This window comes from Arthrobacter sp. Z4-13 (genome assembly GCF_054792705.1).
Genome location: NZ_CP096459.1, coordinates 516,804 through 539,494 on the forward strand (window position 1 = coordinate 516,804; position 22,691 = coordinate 539,494).

The 22,691-nt window shown below is 66.9% G+C and carries 19 protein-coding genes; 10 read left to right on the top strand and 9 right to left on the bottom strand.

What is annotated here, in order from left to right; genetic code table 11:
* The first annotated feature begins 110 nt into the window (after nt 1-110).
* Nucleotides 111-950: an SDR family NAD(P)-dependent oxidoreductase gene (locus M1E07_RS04340; protein WP_461189054.1), complete on the top strand. Its 840-nt coding sequence runs from the start codon at nt 111-113 to the stop codon at nt 948-950.
* Nucleotides 947-2,170, top strand: coding sequence for an acyl-CoA dehydrogenase family protein (locus M1E07_RS04345; protein WP_461189055.1), 1,224 nt, complete (start codon nt 947-949; stop codon nt 2,168-2,170). Before M1E07_RS04340 ends, M1E07_RS04345 begins: the two co-directional genes overlap by 4 nt.
* On the opposite strand, the gene M1E07_RS04350 is transcribed toward M1E07_RS04345, so the two are convergent.
* Entirely contained in the window at nt 2,167-2,991 is an 825-nt protein-coding gene (locus M1E07_RS04350; RefSeq protein ID WP_461189056.1) for a DUF1684 domain-containing protein, read from the bottom strand. The genes M1E07_RS04345 and M1E07_RS04350 overlap by 4 nt on opposite strands.
* A gap of 114 nt (nt 2,992-3,105) precedes the next feature.
* On the opposite strand from M1E07_RS04350, the gene M1E07_RS04355 reads away from it, so the two are divergent.
* The 3 genes from M1E07_RS04355 to M1E07_RS04365 all read left to right on the top strand — a co-directional run bounded on the left by M1E07_RS04355 (nt 3,106) and on the right by M1E07_RS04365 (nt 7,021).
* Nucleotides 3,106-3,657 carry a hypothetical protein gene (locus M1E07_RS04355; protein WP_461189057.1) on the top strand — a complete coding sequence of 184 codons (552 nt, stop codon included), beginning with the start codon at nt 3,106-3,108 and terminating at the stop codon, nt 3,655-3,657.
* Nucleotides 3,658-3,770: 113 nt separating this feature from the next.
* The gene (gene ppc / locus M1E07_RS04360) at nt 3,771-6,602 is read left to right on the top strand and encodes a phosphoenolpyruvate carboxylase (RefSeq protein ID WP_461189058.1); all 2,832 of its coding nucleotides are present in this window, start codon (nt 3,771-3,773) and stop codon (nt 6,600-6,602) included.
* Between the two features lie 113 nt (nt 6,603-6,715).
* The gene (locus M1E07_RS04365) at nt 6,716-7,021 is read left to right on the top strand and encodes a hypothetical protein (RefSeq protein ID WP_461189059.1); all 306 of its coding nucleotides are present in this window, start codon (nt 6,716-6,718) and stop codon (nt 7,019-7,021) included.
* 6 nt (nt 7,022-7,027) lie between these two features.
* On the opposite strand, the gene M1E07_RS04370 is transcribed toward M1E07_RS04365, so the two are convergent.
* The 3 genes from M1E07_RS04370 to M1E07_RS04380 all read right to left on the bottom strand — a co-directional run bounded on the left by M1E07_RS04370 (nt 7,028) and on the right by M1E07_RS04380 (nt 8,841).
* On the bottom strand, nt 7,028-7,648 hold the full coding sequence (locus M1E07_RS04370; RefSeq protein ID WP_461189060.1) for a DedA family protein: 621 nt from the start codon (nt 7,646-7,648) through the stop codon (nt 7,028-7,030).
* Nucleotides 7,649-7,735: 87 nt separating this feature from the next.
* Nucleotides 7,736-8,449, bottom strand: coding sequence for an AfsR/SARP family transcriptional regulator (locus M1E07_RS04375; RefSeq protein WP_461189061.1), 714 nt, complete (start codon nt 8,447-8,449; stop codon nt 7,736-7,738).
* 188 nt (nt 8,450-8,637) lie between these two features.
* Nucleotides 8,638-8,841: a hypothetical protein gene (locus M1E07_RS04380; protein WP_461189062.1), complete on the bottom strand. Its 204-nt coding sequence runs from the start codon at nt 8,839-8,841 to the stop codon at nt 8,638-8,640.
* A 224-nt stretch (nt 8,842-9,065) separates the two neighbouring features.
* Here M1E07_RS04380 and M1E07_RS04385 point away from each other — a divergent pair, with 224 nt between their 5' ends.
* The 3 genes from M1E07_RS04385 to M1E07_RS04395 all read left to right on the top strand — a co-directional run bounded on the left by M1E07_RS04385 (nt 9,066) and on the right by M1E07_RS04395 (nt 12,040).
* Complete coding sequence (locus M1E07_RS04385) at nt 9,066-9,269, top strand: hypothetical protein (RefSeq protein WP_461189063.1); 204 nt, start codon at nt 9,066-9,068, stop codon at nt 9,267-9,269.
* A gap of 60 nt (nt 9,270-9,329) precedes the next feature.
* Nucleotides 9,330-9,530, top strand: a complete 201-nt coding sequence (locus M1E07_RS04390) for a hypothetical protein (RefSeq protein WP_461189064.1) — start codon at nt 9,330-9,332, stop codon at nt 9,528-9,530.
* 83 nt (nt 9,531-9,613) lie between these two features.
* The gene (locus M1E07_RS04395; RefSeq protein ID WP_461189065.1) at nt 9,614-12,040 is read left to right on the top strand and encodes a MinD/ParA family ATP-binding protein; all 2,427 of its coding nucleotides are present in this window, start codon (nt 9,614-9,616) and stop codon (nt 12,038-12,040) included.
* A 4-nt stretch (nt 12,041-12,044) separates the two neighbouring features.
* Here the strand turns inward: M1E07_RS04395 and M1E07_RS04400 are convergent, their stop codons facing one another.
* The gene (locus tag M1E07_RS04400; protein ID WP_461190325.1) at nt 12,045-13,019 is read right to left on the bottom strand and encodes an RluA family pseudouridine synthase; all 975 of its coding nucleotides are present in this window, start codon (nt 13,017-13,019) and stop codon (nt 12,045-12,047) included.
* Nucleotides 13,020-13,074: 55 nt separating this feature from the next.
* Entirely contained in the window at nt 13,075-13,650 is a 576-nt protein-coding gene (locus M1E07_RS04405; RefSeq protein WP_461189066.1) for a TetR/AcrR family transcriptional regulator, read from the bottom strand.
* A 79-nt stretch (nt 13,651-13,729) separates the two neighbouring features.
* Between M1E07_RS04405 and M1E07_RS04410 the strand changes: the two genes are divergently transcribed.
* On the top strand, nt 13,730-14,233 hold the full coding sequence (locus M1E07_RS04410) for a DUF4188 domain-containing protein (protein WP_461189067.1): 504 nt from the start codon (nt 13,730-13,732) through the stop codon (nt 14,231-14,233).
* Between the two features lie 28 nt (nt 14,234-14,261).
* Here M1E07_RS04410 and yczR read toward each other — a convergent pair whose 3' ends face one another.
* A complete protein-coding gene (gene yczR / locus M1E07_RS04415) occupies nt 14,262-15,794 on the bottom strand; it encodes a MocR-like transcription factor YczR (protein ID WP_461189068.1) in 1,533 nt (510 codons plus the stop codon).
* A 61-nt stretch (nt 15,795-15,855) separates the two neighbouring features.
* Here yczR and yczE point away from each other — a divergent pair, with 61 nt between their 5' ends.
* Complete coding sequence (yczE, locus tag M1E07_RS04420; protein WP_461189069.1) at nt 15,856-16,515, top strand: membrane protein YczE; 660 nt, start codon at nt 15,856-15,858, stop codon at nt 16,513-16,515.
* Nucleotides 16,516-16,623: 108 nt separating this feature from the next.
* On the opposite strand, the gene M1E07_RS04425 is transcribed toward yczE, so the two are convergent.
* Together M1E07_RS04425 and M1E07_RS04430 are read right to left on the bottom strand one after the other, a co-directional pair.
* Nucleotides 16,624-17,454 (bottom strand): Fpg/Nei family DNA glycosylase, encoded by an 831-nt coding sequence (locus M1E07_RS04425; RefSeq protein WP_461189070.1) that lies wholly within the window; start codon nt 17,452-17,454, stop codon nt 16,624-16,626.
* Complete coding sequence (locus M1E07_RS04430) at nt 17,447-22,657, bottom strand: Lhr family ATP-dependent helicase (RefSeq protein ID WP_461189071.1); 5,211 nt, start codon at nt 22,655-22,657, stop codon at nt 17,447-17,449. The genes M1E07_RS04425 and M1E07_RS04430 overlap by 8 nt, the downstream gene beginning before the upstream one ends.
* Between the last annotated feature and the right edge of the window lie 34 nt (nt 22,658-22,691).

The window sequence follows — 22,691 nt, forward strand, 5'->3', positions numbered from 1 at the left end:
GGGCCGGCGGGGCGGACCGGTTAGTGCGGGTTGGCCGCAATTTCAGTTAACATGCACTAACTAATGCTTCGGGCTTTCCTGCTGGAGCAGTCACGCATCAAGGAGGATGTATGGACGTCACTGGCAGCGTTGCGCTGGTTACCGGAGGCGCCTCGGGCCTGGGGGCCGCCACGGCCCGCAGGCTGTTCGACGACGGGGCAACAGTAGTGCTTGTTGACCTTCCGTCCTCGCCAGGTGCAGCTCTCGCGGAGGAACTGAACAGGGCGACTTTGAACAGCGGCGGCGGCAACCGCCGGGACGGCAGTCCGGCCGGAACCCCGGAACAGTCCGCTGTCTTTATGCCCGCTGACGTAACCAGCGAAGCCGACGTCCAGGCCGCCGTCGACGCCGCCACGGCACTCGGGCCGCTGCGCATCGTGGTCAATTGCGCCGGCATCGCCACCCCCGGAAAAGTGCTGGGCCGGGAGGGCGTGCTTCCGCTGGAGGCCTTCAACCGGGTCATCCAGGTAAACCTGGTAGGCACCTTCAATGTGCTTCGCCTGGCAGCAGCGGCAATGGTGACCACCGGGCCGGTCATCACAGAGCTGGGCGGACCCGAACGGGGCGTCATCATCAACACTGCCTCCGTGGCCGCCTTTGAGGGGCAGATCGGCCAGCCCGCCTACGCTGCTTCCAAAGGTGCTGTCGCAGCCATGACCCTGCCCATCGCACGGGAGCTCGCGCGCTCGCTGGTGCGGGTGGTCACCATAGCTCCGGGGATCTTCGAAACACCGATGATGGCGGGGCTGCCGCAGGAAGCCCAGGATTCCCTGGGTGCCCAGGTGCCGCACCCCTCCCGGCTGGGCAAGCCCGACGAATACGCCGGCCTGGTGGCGCACATCGTAGACAATGCCATGCTGAACGGTGAGACCATCCGGCTCGACGGCGCCATCCGGATGGGACCGAAATGATAGGCGCCGCCCATCCAGCCGCTGAAACTACGTCCGGCTTGCCCTCAGCGGACTTCTTCGCCGTCGAATCGCTGCTCAACCCGGCCGAACGGGAGAAGCTGGCCGAGCTGCGGGAGTTCCTGGCAGCGGAGATCGCCCCCTACGCGGGGGACTGGTGGAATAACGCTGAGTTCCCGGCGCACATCCTGCCTAAACTGGCCGCCCTGCAGCTCAGCACCCCGGCGCAGCGCGGCTACAGCCATCTGTTCGCCGGCCTGGTAATTGCCGAGATGACGCGGGTGGACACCTCGATCGCCACCTTCTTCCTGGTCCATCACGACCTTTTTGTCGAGTCCCTGTACGCCTTCGGCACCGCAGACCAAAGGCAGCGGCTGCTGGAGGACGCCTCGAATCTGCGCATCACCGGCGCCTTCGCGCTGACTGAACCAAATCACGGCTCGGACGTCGCCGGCGGCATGGAGACCCGCGCCCGGAGGATCTCTTCGGCCACGGGAAAGCCCGACGACGGCGTGGACACCTGGGTGTTGAACGGGGCAAAGCGGTGGATCGGCAACGGGACGTTCTGCGACTACATGCTGGTGTGGGCCCGGGACGAGGCGGACCGGTCAGTGCGGGGCTTCATCGTGGACGCCACCCTGCCGGGGGTCAGCCGGTCGCGGATCGAAAACAAGATAGCCCTGCGGACCGTCCAGAACGCTGACATCGTCTTCGAAAACGTCCAGGTGACGGAAGCTGACCGCTTCGCTGCCATCAACAGCTTCGAGGACACCAACGAGCTCCTGCGCGGTTCGCGCATCATGGTTGCCTGGCAGGCCGTGGGCCAGCAGCTGGCGGCGTTCGACGTCGCCCGGCAGTACGCCGTCGAACGCCGCCAGTTCGGACGGCCCCTGGCGCAGTTCCAGCTGGTCCAACAACAGCTCGTGACAATGCTCGGCAACGCCGTGGCGAGCATGGGCATGATGGTGGGGCTCGCCAGGCTGCAGGACGAAGGCGCCGCTGACATGCCGCAGGTGGCCCTGGCCAAGTCCTACCTCAGCGCCCGGATGCGGGAGACGGTTGCGCTGGGGCGCTCGATCCTGGGCGGAAACGGCATCGTGACCGACTACCGGATGGCGAAGATATTCGCGGACGCGGAGGCCATCTACACCTATGAAGGATCGTTCGAGATCAACACCCTGATTGTGGGCCGTGCCGTCACGGGCGTCTCGGCCATCGTTTAGTCCCCGGCGGGATACGGCTGCATCTCGCCCGCCTCAACACGCACGTCCAGTGAGTTGTTCTTTACGGGCATGGGACAGGTGCCGAAGGGGGTAAATGCGCTGGGGTAGTTGATGGCGCGGTTGAAATCGAGGACCACGGACGCGTCCGGCCGGGGCCGGGGCAGGGCGAGTTTTCGCCAGTCATCGGTAGTGTCACCGTTCGTTTCATCGTGGAACGTCACGGTCAAGGCGCCGAGCTTTTCCTCCTCTGCCTGCAGCCGGAACTCGTGCCCGCTGCCGGGAAGGCGGAACACAACGTCGCCCACCGTGCGGTGGATGCCGTCCACCAGCGGGTTGGCCGTGGCGATGGGCACGTCCACGGGCTCGGGGTATGGTTCGAATTTGCCTGTCACTTCCCAGAGGGGGTCATACGGGTACGTGGGGACCCCGTCGAATTCGGTGAAAACGGGCGAGCCCGCGTCCCGGGTGCGGATGGCGTACCTGCCTCCGCGCACGGCCAGCTCAACCACAACCTCCGTTCCGTCCCCGCCGAACTGGACCCACATCAGCGACTCCTCATCGGCGAGCGCGGCGAAGACGGTCCCGTTGACCGCTTCGCCCGACTCCACCAAGGACAAACCGTCATCCGGCACTGCGGTGAGCGTCGCCGTCGTACCGTCCGTTGACCACAGCCCGGGCGCCAGCTCGACGGCGGCGGGGGAGTCCTCCAGCCACTGGAAGGAGGTGAGGGTCAGCCAGCCGTGGCGGGTGGAGAGGGCTTTGTTGCGGTTGGCGCGGAAGCGCTGCCAGCGCTCCAGCCGTGCGTCTGTGGTGGCAGCCATGGTTCCTTTCGTAGGTCCTGCCCCGGTACAACTGCAACGAACCCTCCTGCATTCCGGAGCAGAGCCCAGGGCAGATTTGCACAACAACGTGGTCCGCACTGTTAATTGGACGCCGTGGACATACTTGCGGGAGTCAGCAGCGACTGGCTCAAATACCTGACCTGGATCGTGGCACTGGCTTTCGCGGCGGTGGTGCTGATGTTGCGGCGGTTTCGGCGTCCGGACCTGGCCCTGTTCGCCGGCGTCCACGTATTCATTGCCGCGAGCCTGGCCGCCGGCATCTACGTCCTCAACCATCTGGGCGAAGGCCGCTGGGGCGGTGACAAGGAAGCCAGGCTCGATCCGCCGTCGCTCTCGGAAACGCCCATGGTAGGGCAGTTCCTGGAACCGCTGGACGGGACGCTTAGCGGTGTGGCCGACGTCGTCAACGAGTTTGTGGACTTCCGTGCCGCCTTTCCGGTGGCGCTGGACTTCTTTGTTGCGGCAGGCTGGGCCCTTGCCGCCGCCGTTCCGGCCGGGCTGTGCGTCCTTATCGGCAACGCTTGGGAAACCAAACGCCGGAAGGCTGAATTTGCTGCCTCCAGAGAGGAGCTTGCACTGCTGCGGGCGGAGCTCGAGAGCGTGAAGCAGCATGTCGGCTATCGTCCCGGAGCTGACATTATCTGAGACGGATTCCCCCGAGGTGCCGGACTGCGGGTAGCATCTTTAGCTAGTAACGTGGCTCACAGTATCCAGCGCAGTGTACGAGCCAAGTCCGAAACCCTCGAAAGATAGCTTCCATGGCTCACACTGCAGCACATCCCGAAACAGATCTTGCCTCCGAATTGAGGGCAGACGTCCGCCGCGTCTCCACCCTCCTGGGTGAATCCCTGGTCCGCCAGCACGGGCCCGAGCTCCTGGACCTGGTGGAGCAGGTCCGACTCCTCACCAAGGAGTCAAAGGAAGCCGCCCGGGGGGGTGCGGATGCCACCGGCCCGTGGAGCGCGCACGACGTCGTCGCCCAGGTCCGCGAACTCCTCGGCTCCCTGCCCATCGAGCAGGCCACCGACCTGGTCCGCGCCTTCGCCTTCTACTTCCATCTCGCCAACGCGGCCGAACAGGTCCACCGGGTGCGTGGCCTGCGGACGCGGGCGGAAAAGGACGGCTGGCTCGCAAAAACGGTCACCGAGATCGCTGAACAGGCCGGTCCCGGCGTGCTGCAGGAAGTAGTTAACGGGCTCGATGTCCGGCCCATTTTCACCGCCCACCCCACCGAGGCCTCGCGCCGCTCCGTGTTGGACAAGATCCGTAAGCTCTCCGACGTGCTGGCCCAGCCCACCACCGAGGGCACCACGGCGCGCCGCCGCCAGGACCGGCAGCTCGCCGAGATCATCGACCAGATGTGGCAGACCGACGAACTCCGCCAGGTCCGGCCCACACCAGTGGATGAAGCCCGGAACGCCATCTACTACCTGGGTGGCATCCTCACCGACGCCATGCCTGAAATGCTGACTGAACTGTCAGAACTGCTGGGTGAACACGGTGTCAGCCTCGCAGCCCAGGACGCCCCCATCCGCTTCGGTTCCTGGATCGGCGGCGACCGCGACGGCAACCCCAATGTCACCGCGGCCGTAACCCGGGAGATCCTGCAGATCCAGAACCAGCACGCGGTCCGGATCAGCATCGGCATGATGGATGAATTGATCTCCATCCTCTCCAATTCCACTGCGCTCGCCGGCGCGGATCAGGTACTGCTGGATTCCATCGACGCCGACCTGAAGAAGCTGCCGGGGCTGGACCGGCGGGTCCTGGAGCTCAACGCCCAGGAGCCCTACCGGCTCAAGCTGACCTGCATTAAAGCCAAGCTGATCAACACCGGCAAGCGGGTGGCGGCAAACTCCAACCATGAGCATGGCCGGGATTACAGCGGAACCGACGAACTCCTGGCAGACCTCGAACTGCTGGAACTCTCGCTTCGCAACCACTCGGCGTCGCTGGCGGCCGACGGCGCCCTTGCCCGGGTCCGGCGTGCCGTCGCCTCTTTCGGCCTGCACCTGGCCACCCTGGACATCCGTGAACACGCCGACCACCACCACGACGCCGTGGGCCAGCTGATGGACCGGATCGGCGGGCCGGGGCTGCGGTACGCCGAACTGAGCCGCAGGGAACGCTTTGAGGTACTGGGTTCCGAGCTTGCCTCACGCCGCCCGCTGTCCGGCCACCCGATCAAGCTCGACGGCGCCGCTGACGGCACGTACGACGTCTTCCGGGAGATCCGGCGCGCCCTGCGCATGTACGGCCCCGATGTCATTGAGACCTACATCATCTCCATGACCCGCGGTGCCGACGACGTGCTCGCCGCCGCCGTCCTGGCGCGTGAGGCCGGCCTGGTGAACCTCTTCGGCGAGAAGCCCTACGCCAAGATCGGGTTCGCGCCGCTTCTCGAAACAGTGGAGGAGCTCCGTGCCTCGGCGCAAATCGTGGACCAGTTGCTTTCCGATCCCTCCTACCGCGAACTGGTGCGCCTCCGCGGGGATGTCCAGGAAATCATGCTGGGGTACTCGGACTCCAACAAGGAATCCGGCGTGATGACCAGCCAGTGGGAAATCCACAAAACCCAGCGCAAGCTGCGGGACGTGGCCGCCAAGCATGGTGTGCGCGTGCGCCTGTTCCACGGCCGCGGGGGCTCCGTGGGCCGCGGCGGCGGGCCCACCTACGATGCCATCCTGGCCCAGCCCAACGGTGTCCTGGAAGGCGAAATCAAGTTCACCGAGCAGGGCGAGGTCATCTCGGACAAGTACTCGCTGCCAGAGCTGGCCCGGGAAAACCTCGAGCTTTCCCTGGCCGCCGTGCTGCAGGGTTCAGCCCTGCACCGCGACCCGCGCACCTCGGCGGACCAGCGGGAACGGTACGGGCACGTGATGGAAACCATTTCCGACGCCGCTTTTGAGCAGTACCGGAACCTGATCGAGGACCCTGACCTGCCAGCCTACTTCCTGGCCGCCACACCCGTGGAACAGCTGGGCTCCCTGAACATCGGCTCCCGCCCGTCCAAGCGCCCGGACTCCGGCGCCGGACTCGGCGGCCTGCGCGCCATCCCGTGGGTGTTCGGCTGGACGCAGTCCCGGCAGATCGTCCCGGGCTGGTTCGGCGTCGGTTCTGGCCTCAAGGCCGCCCGTGAGGCAGGGAACTCCGCGCAGCTGGTGGAGATGTGGGACAACTGGCACTTCTTCCGGTCCGTGCTGTCCAACGTGGAGATGACACTCGCCAAAACCGACCTGGACATCGCCGGATACTACGTGTCAACGCTTGTCCCGGACGAACTGCACCACATCTTCCGGGCCATCCGCGAGGAGTACGAGCTCACCGTGGCCGAGGTCCAGAACCTGACGGGCGAGAACCTCCTCCTGGACGCCCAGCCCACGCTCAAGCGTTCCCTGGAGATCCGCGACCAGTACCTGGACCCCATCAGCTACCTGCAGGTGGAGCTCCTCCGCCGCGTGCGGGCGGAAGCTGCCGCGGCCGCTGAGAAAGAAGACGGCATCAGCGGGGCAGAGATCGACGAACGGCTGCAGCGCGCCATGCTGATCACCGTCAACGGCGTGGCCGCCGGCCTGCGCAACACCGGGTAACCCCGAACGCTCTCTCACGTCCCGCCGGTAATTCCCGATCGCTCTCGCACCCAATGGGGGAGCGATCGCGGTTTCCGGCAAAGGTGAGAGAGCGTCTGGGTAGGGTTGGGGACATGCCTTCGTTCCAAACGCGCCTGAAGATCACCGGCCTTAAGCCCGGCAATCCGCCGGAAGCAGTGATGGCTGCCGCCGTCGAAGCCTTGGAGACCCGTCACCATGTGGAGTCGAACCAGTTGCAGATTGCGGGCGGGGTACCGCAGTTGAACCTCCGTTTCCTCGTCGAGGCGACGGAATATAACGGCGAGAACCGGCAGGCACTGGAGTCGGCGGCCATGATGCGCGACGCCGTCGAACGTGTTGCGCTGACCGGCCCGCTGATGGTGCTGCGGCGCAACCGGGGCCGCTGGGCACCTGTCTAGGAAGGGTTAGGCCAGCGGGGGCTCCGGTTCCTCAACGGGAGAGCTGTCGCCGCGGCGCCGCGTCACCATGATGCCCACGACGACGCCGATCACGAGTCCCAGCCCCACGCCGATCAGCGAGCTGGCCCAGAAGGGCAGCCCGGTTGCCGAGCCGGTGAAGTAGCCAAGGCCCACCAGCCAGCAGGCCCAGAGCATCGCGCCGAGCCCCGCGCACAGGCTGAAGCCGTGGACCGAGACGTTGGCGATCCCGGCAGTGGCGGATGTGGCCAGCCGTCCGCCAGGAATGAACCTGGCTCCGATAATGGTTCCGTAGGTGGACGAGCGGCCCGCCTTGGCGATCGCTCTGTGGATTCCGGAGTGCACGCGCCGGCCCCACGTCCAGCGGTCCAGGACGTGGCTCAGGCGCCGCCTGAACAGTTGGAACACCACCACATCGCCGATCCAGGAGGCCAGGGCGGACAGGGCCAGCACCAGGAACACGTTGGCCCGGCCATCAGCGGAAAGCGCCCCGCCGGTGATCACCACCATCTCGGACGGGACGGGCGGAAAGATGGCGTCGCCGAGCACGATGGGGATGATCCAGAAATAGATGGCCGTCCCCCAGCTGTCAGCGTAGCCGTTGTCCATTGCCACAACGTACCGCAGATTCGGGTGGGTGGAACCGTGGGTTTGCCTTGGAGTTGCCGGCAGGTCAGGACCCGCTGCCTGTGGGATTCAGCGCCGAACGAAGTCGGACACGAGGTCGCTGAGCTGGTCCGAAGGCGGGACACCGAGCTCGTCGTAGAGCCGGTCTGCAAACATCGTGTAGGCACGGACAGCCGCGGCCCTGTTTCCGGCGCCAAGGTGGGCCTGGACCAGCAGCAGATGGGCCGATTCCCTCAGGGGTTCGATGCCTGCCGCAGCCAAAGCGGCATCAACCGCCTTCGCGGGTTCACCTGCAGCCAGATGCTGCCGGGCGAGGAACTCCAGGGCGCCCAGGCGTAACTGCCGGATCCGCTCCTGCTCAAAGATGACCCAGTCGTCGTACCAGCCGGGGAGCAGGTCTGCCCGGCCGAGGCTCTCCACGTAGGTGTCGGGGATGTTGGCGTGCGGCTGCGTCCGTATCGTGGCAACCTGCTGCTGCAACGCCCTGGCGTCCACGCGGACGAATTCGTCGAGCTCCAGCGTGTCAGCCCCTGTACTCAGCAGGTGCGGAAAGGTGTGGGAGATGCACCAGACGGTAGTTCGCAGGTTTCCCGCAGCCTGCGGTTCACTGCTTTTTGGCCACAGGAGCCCGGCCAGGAAACTTCGGTGGCGGCACCCGAATAATCCCAGGCATGCGAGGAGCCGCTGCTCCCGGCTGGCCACGGTCACGGCGGTACTGCCATGGCGTAACCGCCAGGCCCCCAGCAGACTTAAGTGCCACTCCTGCCCGAGAGTCACGGTCATGCTAATCCCTCTCAAAAGACCGGATAACACCGATCCCCCGAGTACCATGGTGGCACCCAGCCGAAGCATGTCAAGTCATTTTAGTAACGGACGCTTTAGGAGCCTGCATACCGGGAACCCTGTCCAAATGCTGGTCGGGATTGTAGGCCGCCGAAGCTATTAAATCGGCTTTAGCGGAAGCGGGACGGTCACGCGCTGGGAGTACTCTCCGGCGCCTGCAGGAGGTCGAGCCAGCGTCGGACAGCAAGCAGGACCGCGTCCGTGTCGGCTGCTGTCTCCACGGATTCCGTGTCCTGGCCCGGACGGTTGGAGATCAGGCGCGCCCGCAGTGGGTGGTCGTGGGCGGGTTCAATCCACGCCCGGATTACCATCGTGCCTTCGATTTCCGCCATAAAAGAGGCGCCTGCTTTCGTTGTCTGCAATTTACTGCCGCATTTTCCGGTATTCGAGGCTTATTACTCCCCGGTTTGACCATCCTAGGCACAGAATATTCGGCACCCAAGTCAAGACTGTCACAGCGGCGTTACTGGATAACAAAAAAATGATGCTGCCGTAACGGGACCGCCACGGGCTTCCGCGTTGACTGATCGAGAGACGTCGAGAGGGGGTGATTGACATGATGAAGGAACTCACCATTCAGGAACTGGAAGGCCAGCAGGTGGAGTTGCTGCCTTCGCGGGAGACCCTGTACTTCGGAGGCGACAGCATTAGTTTGGCAAGCGTCTATGCGCACAACACGTCCGTGGCATTGAACGCCGGCTCATTGTTCTCCAACGCATACAGCGCTGCAGTCCAGAATATCGCTGTCGTCCAGCACTAGCTCAGTCCGTCATTTCCATGTCCGGACCGGGGAATGCCCGGGGGAGAGAGGTGAGGTGCCATGACGGCACTTACCGCGCTAACACCGATGGATCTTGACGCTGAGGTTGTGGAACTGCTTCCGACGAAGGAAACGCTCTACTTCAACATCAACGTCTCTCCCGTGATCGCCGTGAACCTGTCGATGGCCGTTAATGCGGCCTCGATCGGTTCCATTGCGAACTCGGCAGCGTTGCAGGACATTCTGGTACTGCAACAGTAGGTTCATCGGTTTCCAGAGCGGTGGGCATGCCTCATTCCGGGGTATGCCCACTGTCCTACTCGCTCAACCAATCGGGGGGGGAAGTGGCAACTGCACCTGATTCGGCCGTGCTGCGGCGCTGGCTTCCATCGCCCGGCGTTGTATTCCTCGGGCAGGTGGAAGGCTCGGGGCTGAAGAACAGCAGCTATTTACTGCAGCGCGGGGACGGGCAGATCGTCCAGCTTTCGGAGCTGCTCCATGTGGTGATGCGCTCCCTTTCGCCCGAAAAGTCCGCCGATGAAGTAGCGCAGGAAGTCAGCGAGGCGTACGGGCGCGAGCTCGGTGTTGGCGGACTCCTCCACCTTGTGGACAGCAGGCTGGCGCCGATGGGCCTGGTTGTAGAAGCTGGGGACTACGACGCCGGCCCACCGCCGGGATCCAGTCCCTTACCGACGGCCAACCCGTTGCTGGCGCTGCGGCTGCGCGGAACACTCCTCCCGGGACATGCTGTCAACGCCGTGGCGGGGGTCCTCGCGCCCCTCTATTGGGGACCGGTGGTCGCCACCGTCCTGGTTGTCCTGGTCATCGTCGATGTCCTGTTGCTGGCCCGGGGTGACCTGATGGCTTCCCTGCAGCAGGTCCTGCTCACTCCGGCGCTGCTCCTGGGAGTCGCCGCTCTGCTGACAGCCGGGGCCGTGATCCACGAGATGGGCCACGCAGCGGCGTGCCGGTACGGGGGTGCCACACCCGGAAGGATCGGCGTCGGCGTGTACGTGGTTTTTCCTGCCTTCTTTACCGACGTCACCGACTCCTACCGCCTCGGCCGGGCGGGCAGGATCCGCACGGACCTGGGCGGGCTGTACTTCAACTGTCTCTGCCTGATCGGACTGGGCGGGGCCTATCTGCTGACCGGGCAGGGGTTTTTCCTGCTGGCAGCGGCGCTGATGCACTTTGAGATGATCCAGCAACTGGTGCCCACACTTCGCTTCGACGGCTACTTTGTGCTTGCCGATATTGCCGGGGTGCCGGACCTCTTCAACCGGATCCGCCCGGTGCTGCTGAGCCTGTTACCGGGCCGTCCGATGGATCCGCGGGTTGCCGAGCTCCGCCCGTTCGCCCGGCGCATCGTGACCGCCTGGGTTGTCGTTGTGGTGCCGCTCCTGTTCCTGGCGCTCGGCTGGATGCTGCTGAACCTGCCCATGATCATTCAGCAGACCGTCACAGCCATCAGGCAGCACGCTGCCCTCGCCGGCAATGCCATCACCGCCGGTGATGCCGCCGCTGCCGTGCTTTCAATGTTCTCCATCCTTATGTTGTCCCTGCCTCTCATCGGACTGGGCATCCTGCTGTACCGCCTGCTCTCGGGACTCCTGGTCCTTCTGCTGCGCCTCGGCAGGCGCATGGGAGGACCAGCAGCGGAGCGTGCGGCGGGGGGACCTGCAGCGGGGCGTGCGGCGGCGAAGCCGCGGCGCCGAGGGCCCCTTGCGAAAGCCGGGCCGGTAGAAGAAGCCGTGCCCTTACAGATACCCGTGCCTTCACAGAAAGGAGAGCCCGCCATGGCCATCGCAGTCCCGCCCGCGGTTTCAGCCGACGACGGCGTCCCCACCCTTCAGGATTTCCTCGCCGACCGGCCGACGCCGGCGTCGGTGCTGGCCGAGGAAGGCTGGCAGGGTGCGCTCCGCCGGCTTACCGGCAGCTCCATCAACCCTGCCCCTGGCCGCCGTGAACGCATCCACCTGAAAGCGGTTGAAGACGTGCAGCGCCGGTTGGACGGGCCCAGGACGGTGGTGGTGGTCAATCCCAAGGGCGGTGCCCACAAAACCACCGCCACCCTGCTCCTTGCCGCCACACTGGGCATCCACCGGGGCGGTTACACACTGGCATGGGACAACAACGAAACCCGGGGCACCCTCGGCTGGCGAGCTCCTCTGGCCGGGCACCCCCGGACGGCCGTTGACCTGCTTCAGGAGGTGGACCGCTTTGAGGACCCCGTCCTGGGACGGATCGGGGACCTTGACCGGTACGTGCGCTACCAGGGTTCCACACAGTTCGACGTGCTCGCCTCGGACGAGGACGCGGCGGGGGCAGCAACCATCGGCAGCCGCGAGTTCGACCGGCTGCATACCGCGCTCCGCCGTTTCTACCGCCTCATTATGGTGGACACCGGCAACAACATGCGGTCCTCGAACTGGGAAGCAGCCGTGGCCGCGGCGGACCAGCTGGTCATCATCTCCACCCTGCGGGAAGACACGGTAGCCAGCGCCGTGTGGCTGGTCGACGGCCTGCGCGAACGCGGCTTCCAGGCCAAGGTCAGCAACGCCGTGACCCTGCTGGCCGCACCCTCCCGGCAGACAGACATCCAGCTGCACGCCCGGACGCGCAGCCACTTCGCGAGCCTGACGAGGGAGGTCCTGGACGTTCCCTATGACCGGTCCCTTGTCTCAGGCGCACGGCTGAACTACCAGGCGCTGCAGCCGGAAACCCGTGAGGGGTGGCTGCACGCTTCCGCTGCGGTGATGCGCGGACTCTGAGCCGTCAGCGGGTAAGGGGGGAAACGGCGGCCTCGCTGAGCTGCAGACGGCTGCGGTACTCCACCGGCTTCCCGGCGATGGGGTCCACGAACCGGATGCCGCGGGCCAGGAGCTGCAGCGGCTTGGTGTAGTCGTCCGGAGCCTTGTCCAGCAGCTCCGGGTAGAACGCGTCGTTAACTATTCCCAGCCCCAGGGACGCCATGTGCACCCGCAGCTGGTGCGTCTTCCCGGTGTGGGGTTCGAGCCGGTACAGCGCCTTGCGCCGGGGACTTCCGGATGCCACAGCGGCGGCGGAAGAACCGGCGTCGAACGTTCCCAGCCGTTCAATCCTGGTTTCCGTATTCGGCTCGCCTGCAAGCACTTCGGCCAGCAGGTAGCTGCGGGACTTCGCCATGCGGTTGCGCACCACCACGGGAAACTCGACGGCGGGATACCCGTTGGCGGGCTCTGCGGCGGACACACATTCGTAGTCCTTCTGCACCTGGCGCTTCTCAAAAAGCACCTGGTACTTGCCCCGGGTGTCCGGATTGGTGGAGAAGAGCAGGACGCCGGCCGTCATGCGGTCCAGCCGGTGCATGGGAATCAGGTCCGGCAGGTCCAAGTGGTTCCGCAGGCGCACCAGGGCGGATTCCTGGATGTAGGTCCCGCCCGGGGTGGTGGGCAGGAAGTGCGGCTTGTCCACCACCAGCAGGTGCTCATCCTGGTGCAGGATGTCCAGCTCCACGGGAATGCGGGTCTCGGGCGGCAGCGTCCGGTAGTACCAGATGAACGTGTGGTCCTGCAGTGGAGTGGAGCGGCTCAGCGGCGCACCGCCCTCACCAACGATCTCACCGGCGTCGAACCTGTCCTCGATGCCCTGCGGATCAATATGCCCCCAGCGGTGCATCATGTAGTCCATCGCTGTGTCCCACGGGCCCTCCCCGGGAAGGCGCAGGCGCGTGGCGTTTACGCCGTCGCGCACGGGGAGGGGGGATTGCATCACCGCACAATTCTACGGGGCCGGCGCTCATGCGAAGGAATCGCCCGCGGCTGGGTCAGACGGCCCAGCCGCGGGCGAGGGCGTCGAGGGCTGAGCTGTAGGCGGCGGCCCAGTCCGCGTCCGGAGGTCCCACCTGCGCCAGCTCCAGGCTGACCAGGCCGTGCACCTGCCCCCAGATTGCGTAAGCAACCATTTCGACCGGCGCGGGCAGCAGGGCGCCCTCGGATTGCGCGGCAGCAACGGCTTTCATCAGCGGTTCCATGGAACCGGCCGCCACCTCCGGGCTGGGCTGGCAGTCCACGTACGCCGCCAGCGCGCCGCCGAACATCAGCCGGTACAGCGCACGGTGCTCCAGCGCCCACACCCTGTAGGCGACACCAAGCCCCCGAAGCCCTCCTGGGGCAGCAGCGGCCTGTGAATCGCCGAAGGACCGGAACCCGTCATCCACCACCGCCGTCAGGAGCTGTGACTTCCCGCCGAACAGGGAGTAGACGGCGGTGGTGGAGGTCCCGGCCGCCGATGCCACATCACGAAGCGTCACCCTGGCCGGCCCGTCCCGGTCCACGAGTTCGGCCGTTGCGCTGAGCAGTTGCTGCCGGAGGGAATCGTCGTGCACCACGGGTCTTGCCATGGGACCCATTGTTTCATAACCTTGTTTCGTAACGCTGTTATGAAACAGCGTTACGGAAACCAGGACCAAGGAGCTTTTCATGGCGCAGAACGTTTTTTCTGGCCGGTACACCGCTGAGCCCGGCAGGGAATCAGTAACCGTCTTCCTGATCGGCATGCGGGCAAACCGGTGGTGGAAGGCGGGGACGGTCGGAAAGGTCGCTGCCGCCATGCCGCGGATGCTCCAGCACCTGGCCGCGGACCCGGCATCTGGAATGCTGGGATATGAGCAGTGGTTCGGGCGGACCACCATGCTGCTCAGCTACTGGAAGAGCCCGGAACACCTGCGGAAGTTCGCCGCGGACCGGGAATCACCGCACCTTGACCCCTGGCGCCGCTTCATGAAGGAAACCGCCGGGAGTGGCGACGTCGGCGTCTGGCATGAGACCTACCAGGTGCCTGCGGCCGGAATCGAGGTCATCTACAACGGCATGCCCCTGTTTGGGCTGGCCAAAGCCACCGCCCATGTCCCTGTTGCGGCCGGCACCAATACGGCTAGGCAGCGGATGGGCACGTCCCCCCGGCCTGCGGCATCCGCGCCGTAGCCGGCCCGGCTGCTGGGGACCTCATCGCTCAGGCAATAGCAACGGCCGGCGCGTCCTTGAGCGTCCGGCGAAGCTGCGGGGCGGCATCAAGCCGGTCCTGCGCCGCCCGCAGGGCCAGCACCGCTGTCTCCAGCTTCTCGGGCGGCAACGTAAAAGGTACCCGGAGGTAGCGCTCGAAGGCGCCACCGATCCCGAAGCGCGGCCCTGCGGCCAGCCGGATCCCGAACTCGGGGGCGATGACCGTCAACGCAGTGCTGATCGGGCCGGGCAGCCTGCACCAGGCGGACAGGCCGCCGGCGGGGTATGCCGTGTCCCACTCCGGCAGGTGTCCGGCCAGAAGATCCAGCAGGGCTGCCCGGCTGTCCCGGAGCGCGGTGAGACGGGCCGGCAGGGGCTCATCCAAGGCCCGGACCAGGTGTGCCGCCGCCAGCTGCTCCATGACCGGTCCGCCCAGGTCCAGGGACGTCCGCGCCGCCGCGAACCGCTGGATCAGGTCCCCGGAGGCGCGGATCCATCCGGTGCGAAGGCCGCCCCAGTGGGACTTGCTGAGCGAGCCGATGGTTACCACGGCCGAACTGAAGGCCGCTACGGGAGTCGTCTGGACGCCGTCCAGGTTCAGCTCGCGCAGGGTCTCATCCACTACCAGTGTTGTTCCGGCCGCCGCAGCCGCCCTGACCACATGGCGGCGCTGGAGGTCCGGCATCACCTGGCCGGTGGGATTGTGGAAGTCCGGAACCACGTACGCGAGTTTGGGCCGCTGCTGCATCAGCGCGGTCTGCAGTGCCTGCATATCCCACACTGAAGCGGCTCGGCCGCGGGCAGCACCCGTAACGGCTCCGGGGCCGGACGTAAACGCCACCGGAACGGCGCGGCAACCCGCCGCGCGGATGGCATCAAGGGCGTTCGGGTAGCTCGGGTGCTCCACGAGGACCCGATCCTGCCGTCCCACCAAAGCGCGGAGGATGATGTTCAGCGCGTGCTGGGCTCCGGACGTCACCAGGATCTGGTCCGCCGTAGTGGGTGCCCCGGCTGCCGTGTACCGTGCTGCCACTGCCTCACGCAGGGGGAGCATGCCGACGGCGTCATAGCCGAATCCCGGGAGCAGGGCCGGGAGTTCGGTGAGGGCCGCCGCGAACGCGCGGTGCACCACCTCGCCGCTGGCGGGAAGGGACGCGTAAGCAAGGTCGATCAGTCCCGGCGGCGCCGCCAGCCCGGGTGCCGCCAGGTCCGGCCCTGCCGGCGCGGGGCCAGCCACTGGGCCGGTGAGTGCGGTGGTGCCGGCCGGCGTCATGCGTGGAATCCGGGTCCGGCTCCTGCTGCCTTGGCCGCTGGTGAGGAATCCCTGCTCGCGCAGGATGCCGTAGGCGGCCGTGACGGTGGTCCGGCTGACGCCCAGCTTTTCGGACAGGGCACGCTCGCTGGGCAGGGCGGCGTCCAGGGCCACCCGGCCGTCCAGGACCAGGAGGCGTACGACGTCGGCCAGCTCCCGGTAGGCGGGCGACGCGCCGACATTCCACGTGCCAAGGAGTCGGGCAAGGGAAGGTGCACCGAGGGAAGTCATCAGGCCAGTATTCCAAACTGGCTATGGAATTCAAGGCCAGTTTCCTGCGAGAGTTGTCCCCATGTTGACCCGCAGACTCCTCCAGCTCTTCCTTGGCCTCGCCATGTACGGCATTTCCCTCGCCCTGTTTATCCGGGCCGGACTTGGCCTGGACCCGTGGGATGTCTTTCACCAGGGCCTGGCCGGCAGGACCGGCTTCAGCATTGGCGTGGTGGTCATCATCGTGAGTTTCCTGGTGCTGCTTCTCTGGATTCCGCTGCGGCAGCGGCCGGGGTTCGGCACTCTGTGCAACGCCGTGCTGGTGGGCGTCTTCGCGGACATCGGCCTTGCCCTCATCCCGCCCTTCTCCCACCTTGGCGGTCAGATCGGCATGCTGGTGGGCGCCGTGCTGCTGAACGGCGTTGCCTCCGCCTGCTATATCGGCGCCCGGTTTGGCCCCGGCGCCCGTGATGGATTGATGACCGGGCTGGCAAGGCGCACCGGCTGGTCCGTCAGGTTGTCCCGCACCCTGATTGAAGTGGTGGTCCTGGCCGTCGGCTGGTTCCTGGGCGGCTCGGTGGGAGCGGGCACCGTTGTTTACGCCCTCGCTATTGGTCCCCTTGTCCAGCTGCTGCTCCCGGTGTTTATGGTGCCGGCCGCGCTTCCGGCCGGACCCGATCTTCAAAAGCACGACGGCGCTGCCGCTGCTGCTGCGCCGGAACCGCTGGCCAGCAGCAGCTGATTGAGGGCTTGGCGCTAGGCTTGCTGCCAGCATCCCGAGTCAGCCACATGTCGGATTCAGGATGCCTGCGCCGGGACCCTCGATATCAGGATGCCTCCGCCGGAACCCCTAAGGCAGGAGCGGCTGGCACTGGGGACAGAAGTAGATATCCCTTTCTTCGTCGCCGTTCGACTTTCCCAGGAGGCCTCGCCGGATGGGTGTCCCGCATTTGAGGCACGGCTGGTGCTCCCTGCGGTACACCCAGTAACCGGGCCGCCCGGCCATCCTCCCTACCGGCATACCCTTGGCGTTAAGGATGGTCACGCGGCGGCCGGGACCGAGGTTCACTTCCAGCAGCTGTTTGGCGTCGGTCATCATGGTCCGCACATCCTGGACGGCCGACACTGGGGACGCAGGATGGATGCCGGACAGGAAGCACGCCTCACAGCGGTAGATGTTGCCGATCCCGGCGAGGTTGCGCTGGTCCAGGAGGGCGACGCCAATGGGGACGTCCGGGGCAGCACGGACCCGCCGCTCCGCTTCATCCAGGTCCCAGTCCGGACCCAGGAGGTCCGGACCGAGGAACCCCACGATGGAGTCCTCATTCGCCGTGGCCACCACTTCAACAATTCCCAGCGAGAACCCGACGGCGTCCGCCACCGGGGTGCGCAGCACGCAGCGGGCCGTGTATCCCGGCTTCCGCCACCTGCCGCCCGGCGGGTAGACCTGCCAGGTGCCCTCCATTTTCAGGTGGGAGTGGATGGTGAGTTTTTTGTCCGCTGGACCCTCTACCCGCATGAGCAGGTGCTTGCCGCGGGCCAGGACTTCAGCCACCGTCCAGCCGGCCAGGTTCAGCGTGGCGAAGCGGGGCACGCGGAAATCGGACGCCAGAAGTTTCTGCCCCGCCAGGGCCTGGTGCAGTTGATTGGCCGCGCGCCAGACTGAGTCCCCCTCAGGCACGGATCCTCAGTCCCTTCGGCGTGGAGTAGGCGCCGGCGGAACCGAGTGCAGCGGCAACAGGCGTGTCCAGGATCCCGTGCCCGTTTACCTTTTCCATGATCAGCTTGTCGATGGCGCCGCGGGTGACCACGCTTACCAACGCCGCCCCGGCTGCCGCGAGGACGGCGTCGTCGTCGCTGAAGGCCAACAGCGTTTTGCCGCCCCGTTCCACGTACAGGACCAGCGCTCCGTCCACCAGCACCACCAGGGCGCCCGCCTTACGCCCGGGACGGTGCCCGCTTCCGGCTTCGTCGCGAAGGGCCGGCCAAGGGAGGGCGGCGCCGTAGGGGTTGGCGGGATCGGTGGCGGCCAGGGCGAGGGCCACGGGGTCGGGCTTTGCGAGCTGGGTGTCCTCCGAGTAGGAACGCAGCCGGTCAACGGTGGCAGGGACCGCGAATTGGGCGGCTCCAAGGTGCTCGATGAAGTAGCCACGGCGGCAGCGTCCGGCTTCCTCGAGCCTGGCCAGGACTTTGTACATCAGCCCGAACCCGCCAAGGATCTGTTCTGCCATCACCGAGCCGCGGGTGACCACACCGTAGCGGTCCAGCAGGAGCTCGGCGGTGGCCCGGGCGTGGATGGTGGGATCCAGCTCGGGCTGCGGGAGGGCGGACCAGCGGCCAGCCGCCACGGGAGGCGTCGCCGGGCCGGCGGACGTGCCGTAGCGTCCGCCGCCCGCTCCGGCCGAGCCCAGCAAGCCCGTTCCGTGGGACCGGCCCAACCGGCTCAGGCGCGGAGCCCGCGCCCTGGGCGCCCGGGCAACCTGGCGATGGGCGGTGTGCCCGCCGGCGATCATGGCGCGGACGGGGGCGAAGGTGTCTCCGGTGATCCGGCCGGCCCACGCCAGGTCCCACAGTGTGGTCACCACCTCCTGGTCACTGAGCACCGAGTCCATTCCGCCGGCCACCTCCGTCAGCTGCCGGAAAAAGTAGCCGCCGCCGTTGTTGCGGAGGTGTTCCAGGAGCCGCAGCTGGGCGTCGCCCGGTTCGTACTCGATGGCCGGATTCAAGGTCAGCTCGGCGGAATCGGCCAGGTGAAGGCTGATCCAGCCGTCGTTGCCGGGCAGCGCTCCTGCTCCGGACCACAGGACCTCGCCGGTGGCCATGAGTTCATCAAGCATGGCTGGCTGATAGTTGGAGACGCGGCTTGCCAGGACCAGGGGTTCCCAGGCCGAAGCGGGAACCGGCACACCTGAGAGCTGGTCGATGGCCGTGACGATGCCGTCCAGCCCGCGCAAAGAGGGCTGGCCGCGGCCTGCTCCCGGCGTGCGGACGTGCTGCCAGGCCGGCAGGAAGCGGCCGTAGGCGGACGCATCCACAGGTTCCACCTCCGCCCGCAGCGCTGCCAGCGACCGGCGGCGCAGCTTGCGAAGGACTTCGCCATCGCACCACTCACTCACCGTGGCGGGATGGAGCGCCTCAGCGGGTCCTGTGGGGTTGGCAGCAGTGGGGTTGGCAGCAGCGGGGTTGGCATCAGCAGGGGCGGCAGCAGCGGCATCGGTAGCTGCCGGGTCCCGATCAGCCGGGTGCGTCCCGGACGGGCCCGTATGCGGCCGGAACTCGCCTTCCACCACCCGGCCGTCAGCGGCGAGGCGCTTGAGGGCAGTGCTGACCACTGCCACGCCCAGGCCCAACCGGGCTGCCGCTTCGGCCGCCGTAAACGGCCCGTGGGTGCGGGCATAGCGGGAGACGAGATCCCCCAGGGGGTCCGCGACTGGTTCAATAAACGCGAGCGGCACGCCCATGGGGAGGGGGACGCCGATGGCATCCCGGAGCCGCGCGGCGTCCTCAACGGCTGCGAAACGTTCCACGCCGCCGACGTTGACTTTGATGGCGCGGTTGGCCCGCTGCAGGGCGAGCAAGTGGGCGGTAGCGGATTCGGTACTGGCGTGCACTGTCCCGCGTGCCTGTGCAGGGTCAGCGAATTCGGCCGCGAGCTCGGCATCTGTTGGTTCCGCGGCGGCCGCATTCCCCGCCGCAGCTTCCCCGCCAGCAGGTTTCCCGCCCGCCGGTTCCCGTCCGGTCAGTTCCGGGACAGTCCCTTCCCCGGCCAGCGGTGCCTCTGCCTCCAGTTCAGTGGCTTGGTGCTCCTCGCCCTGGAGCCTCGCGGCAGCCTCCTCCGGCGCCAGCGGACCAAGGAGCCGCAGCAGGTCCGCTACGCCCTCCACCCCGCGCGCCCGCCGGTCCGGGGCCAGGCGTTGCAGCTCCCGTTCGGTGGCATCGATGACCCTGGCGTCCAGCAGTTCCCGCAGCTCGACGCGCCCCAGCAGTTCATTGAGGAGGGTGGAATCGAGGGCCAGGGCAGCGGCACGGCGTTCCGCCAGGGGAGAGTCGCCCTCATAAAGGAACTGTGCAACGTAACCGAACAGGAGCGACTTTGCGAACGGTGACGGCTGCGAGGTGGTGGTCTCCACGATCCGCAGCTCGCGCCGCTCCACGGACGCAGCGATGTCCTTCAGCGCCGGGAGATCGTAGACGTCCTGCAGGCATTCCCGGACCGTTTCCAGCACGATGGGGAAGGTGGGGTATTTCCGCGCCACGTCCAGCAACTGGGCGGACCGCTGCCGCTGCTGCCACAGCGGCTGCCGCTTTCCGGGAGTCTGGCGCGGCAGCAGCAGGGCACGGGCGGCACATTCACGGAAGCGCGAGGCGAAGAGCGCGCTGCCGCCTACTTCAGCCGTGACGATCTGCTCCAGTTCCTCGGGATCGAACAGGAACAGTTCTGCCCCCGGCGGCTCGTCCTCCATCATGGGCACACGCAGGACAATGCCGTCGTCCGCGGCCATGGCGGAGCCGTCCATGCCGTACCGCTGGTGGAGCCGCTGGCCCACCGCAAGCGCCCAGGGTGCGTGCACCGGCATGCCGAAAGGACTGTGGAGAATCACCCGCCAGTCGCCCAGTTCGTCGTGGAAGCGCTCTACCACCAGCGTGGTGTCGCTGGGCACCACCTCGGTGGACTGTTTCTGTTCACTGAGGTACTGGATCAGGTTGTTGGCCGCGAAGGCGTCCAGGCCGCTGGCCTGGCAGCGCTCGGTGGCCGGCCCGACGTCGGACGCTGACAGTTCACGCACGAACGCGCCAAGGGCGCGGCCCAGGTCCACGGGGCGGCCGAGCGAATCGCCCTTCCAGAACGGAAGCTTGCCGGGCTGGCCGAAAGCGGGGGAGACCAGCACGCGGTCGTGGGTGATGTCCTCGATCTTCCAGCTGGTGGCGCCCAAAGCAAAGACGTCGCCGACGCGGGATTCGTACACCATTTCCTCGTCCAGCTCGCCCACCCGCCGGCCGCCCTTGGGTGCAGGCGCGGGCTTGCCGTCAGTGGAGGGTGAAGCCGATCCCTCCACCTCGGTGCCGATGATGTACACGCCGAAGAGCCCGCGGTCCGGGATGGTGCCGCCCGAGGTGACTGCGAGCCGCTGGGCCCCGGGCCTGCCCTCGATGGTGCCTGCGTTGCGGTCCCAGACAATCCGAGGACGAAGCTCCGCGAATTCATCGGAAGGGTAGCGGCCGGCGAGCAGATCGAGCGTCGCCTCGAATGCTGACCGGGGGAGGGACGCGAACGGGGCTGAGCGGCGGACCGTGGCAAACCATTCCTCAACATCGATGCTGCCCAGAGCCGTGGCGGCCACGGTCTGCTGCGCCAGGATGTCGAGGGGATTGGCCGGGATGCTGAGGCGCTCGATCTTCCCGCCCAGCATCCGTTCCACCGTGATGGCCGTGTGCACCAGGTCTGCCCGGTGCTTGGGGAAGAGGACGCCTTGGGAGACTTCCCCCACCTGGTGGCCGGCGCGGCCCACCCGTTGGAGGCCGCTGGCCACCGACGGCGGCGATTCCACCTGTACCACCAGGTCAACGGCGCCCATGTCGATACCGAGTTCCAGCGACGACGTGGCCACGACGCACCGCAACCGGCCTGATTTGAGGTCGTCCTCAATCAGGGCCCGCTGGTCCTTGGAGACGGAGCCGTGGTGGGCGCGGGCCAGCACCGGGTCCGCCCCGGCGGAGGTACCGGCCTGCGCCATCATGTGGGCCGGAGTGGCCGTAGACGCCGGCGCTCCGGCTGTTGCCTTGAATGCCGCCGGCCCCGCCGGTACAGGATCATCCCAGCCTCCGCCCGCCGCCGGCAGCTGCCGTTCCGCGTAGATTTCGTTCAGGCGTGCCGTGAGCCGTTCCGACAAGCGGCGGGAGTTGGCAAAAACGATGGTGGACTGGTTGGCCAGCACCAGGTCAACGATCTTTTCCTCCACGTGCGGCCAGATGGATGCCTGGGGCTGCAGGCCGGAGGCCGGGCCGGAGTCGAACGCTCCCGCGGCGCCCTGCAGGTCCGACATGTCCTCCACCGGCACGGAGACGGTGAGGTCCCAGTTCTTCATGGCCGGCGGGGCAACGATTTCCACCGGCGCGGTGCCGGCCAGGAACTGCGCCACGAGTTCCCTCGGTTCCACGGTGGCCGAGAGCCCGATCCGCTGGGCCGGTTTGGGCAGCAGGGCGTCGAGCCGCTCGAGTGAGACGGCGAGGTGGGCTCCGCGCTTGGTCCCGGCGACGGCGTGGACCTCATCAATGATGATGGTGTCCACGTCGGTGAGGGTTTCGCGGGCCCTGGATGTGAGCATCAGGAAGAGCGATTCCGGCGTGGTGATGAGGATGTCCGGCGGGTTGCTCAGCAGCGCGCGCCGGTCCGCTGTTGTAGTGTCCCCGGACCGGACACCCACGGTGGTCATGGGTGCCGGCAGCCCGAGACGCTTGGCGGTCTGGGTGATGCCGATGAGCGGGGAGCGGAGGTTCCGCTCCACGTCCACACCGAGGGCTTTCAGGGGCGAGATGTACAGGACGCGGGTTTTGCGTTTGGGTGCGCGGGGGCGCTTGCCTTTTGCCGGGCCCTTTGGAAGCGCAGCCACAGCATCCGAAGCTGCCGCCTGCGGCGCTTCGGCGGAGGAAACAAGCAGCCGGTCCAGCGCCCACAGGAACGCGGCGAGGGTTTTTCCCGATCCGGTGGGCGCGACCACCAGCGCGTGCGACCCGGAGGAGATGGCCTGCCAGGCGCCGTTCTGCGCGGGCGTCGGTTCTGAGAACGCACCGAGGAACCAGTCGCGTGTCGGCCTGCTGAACTGGGCCATGGGCGCTCCCGCGCCGGTGCCCCTGCTGCCGGCGCCGGGCTGTTCCTGCTTCATGCCTCCATCATGCCCCAGGCCACCGACAGTGGGT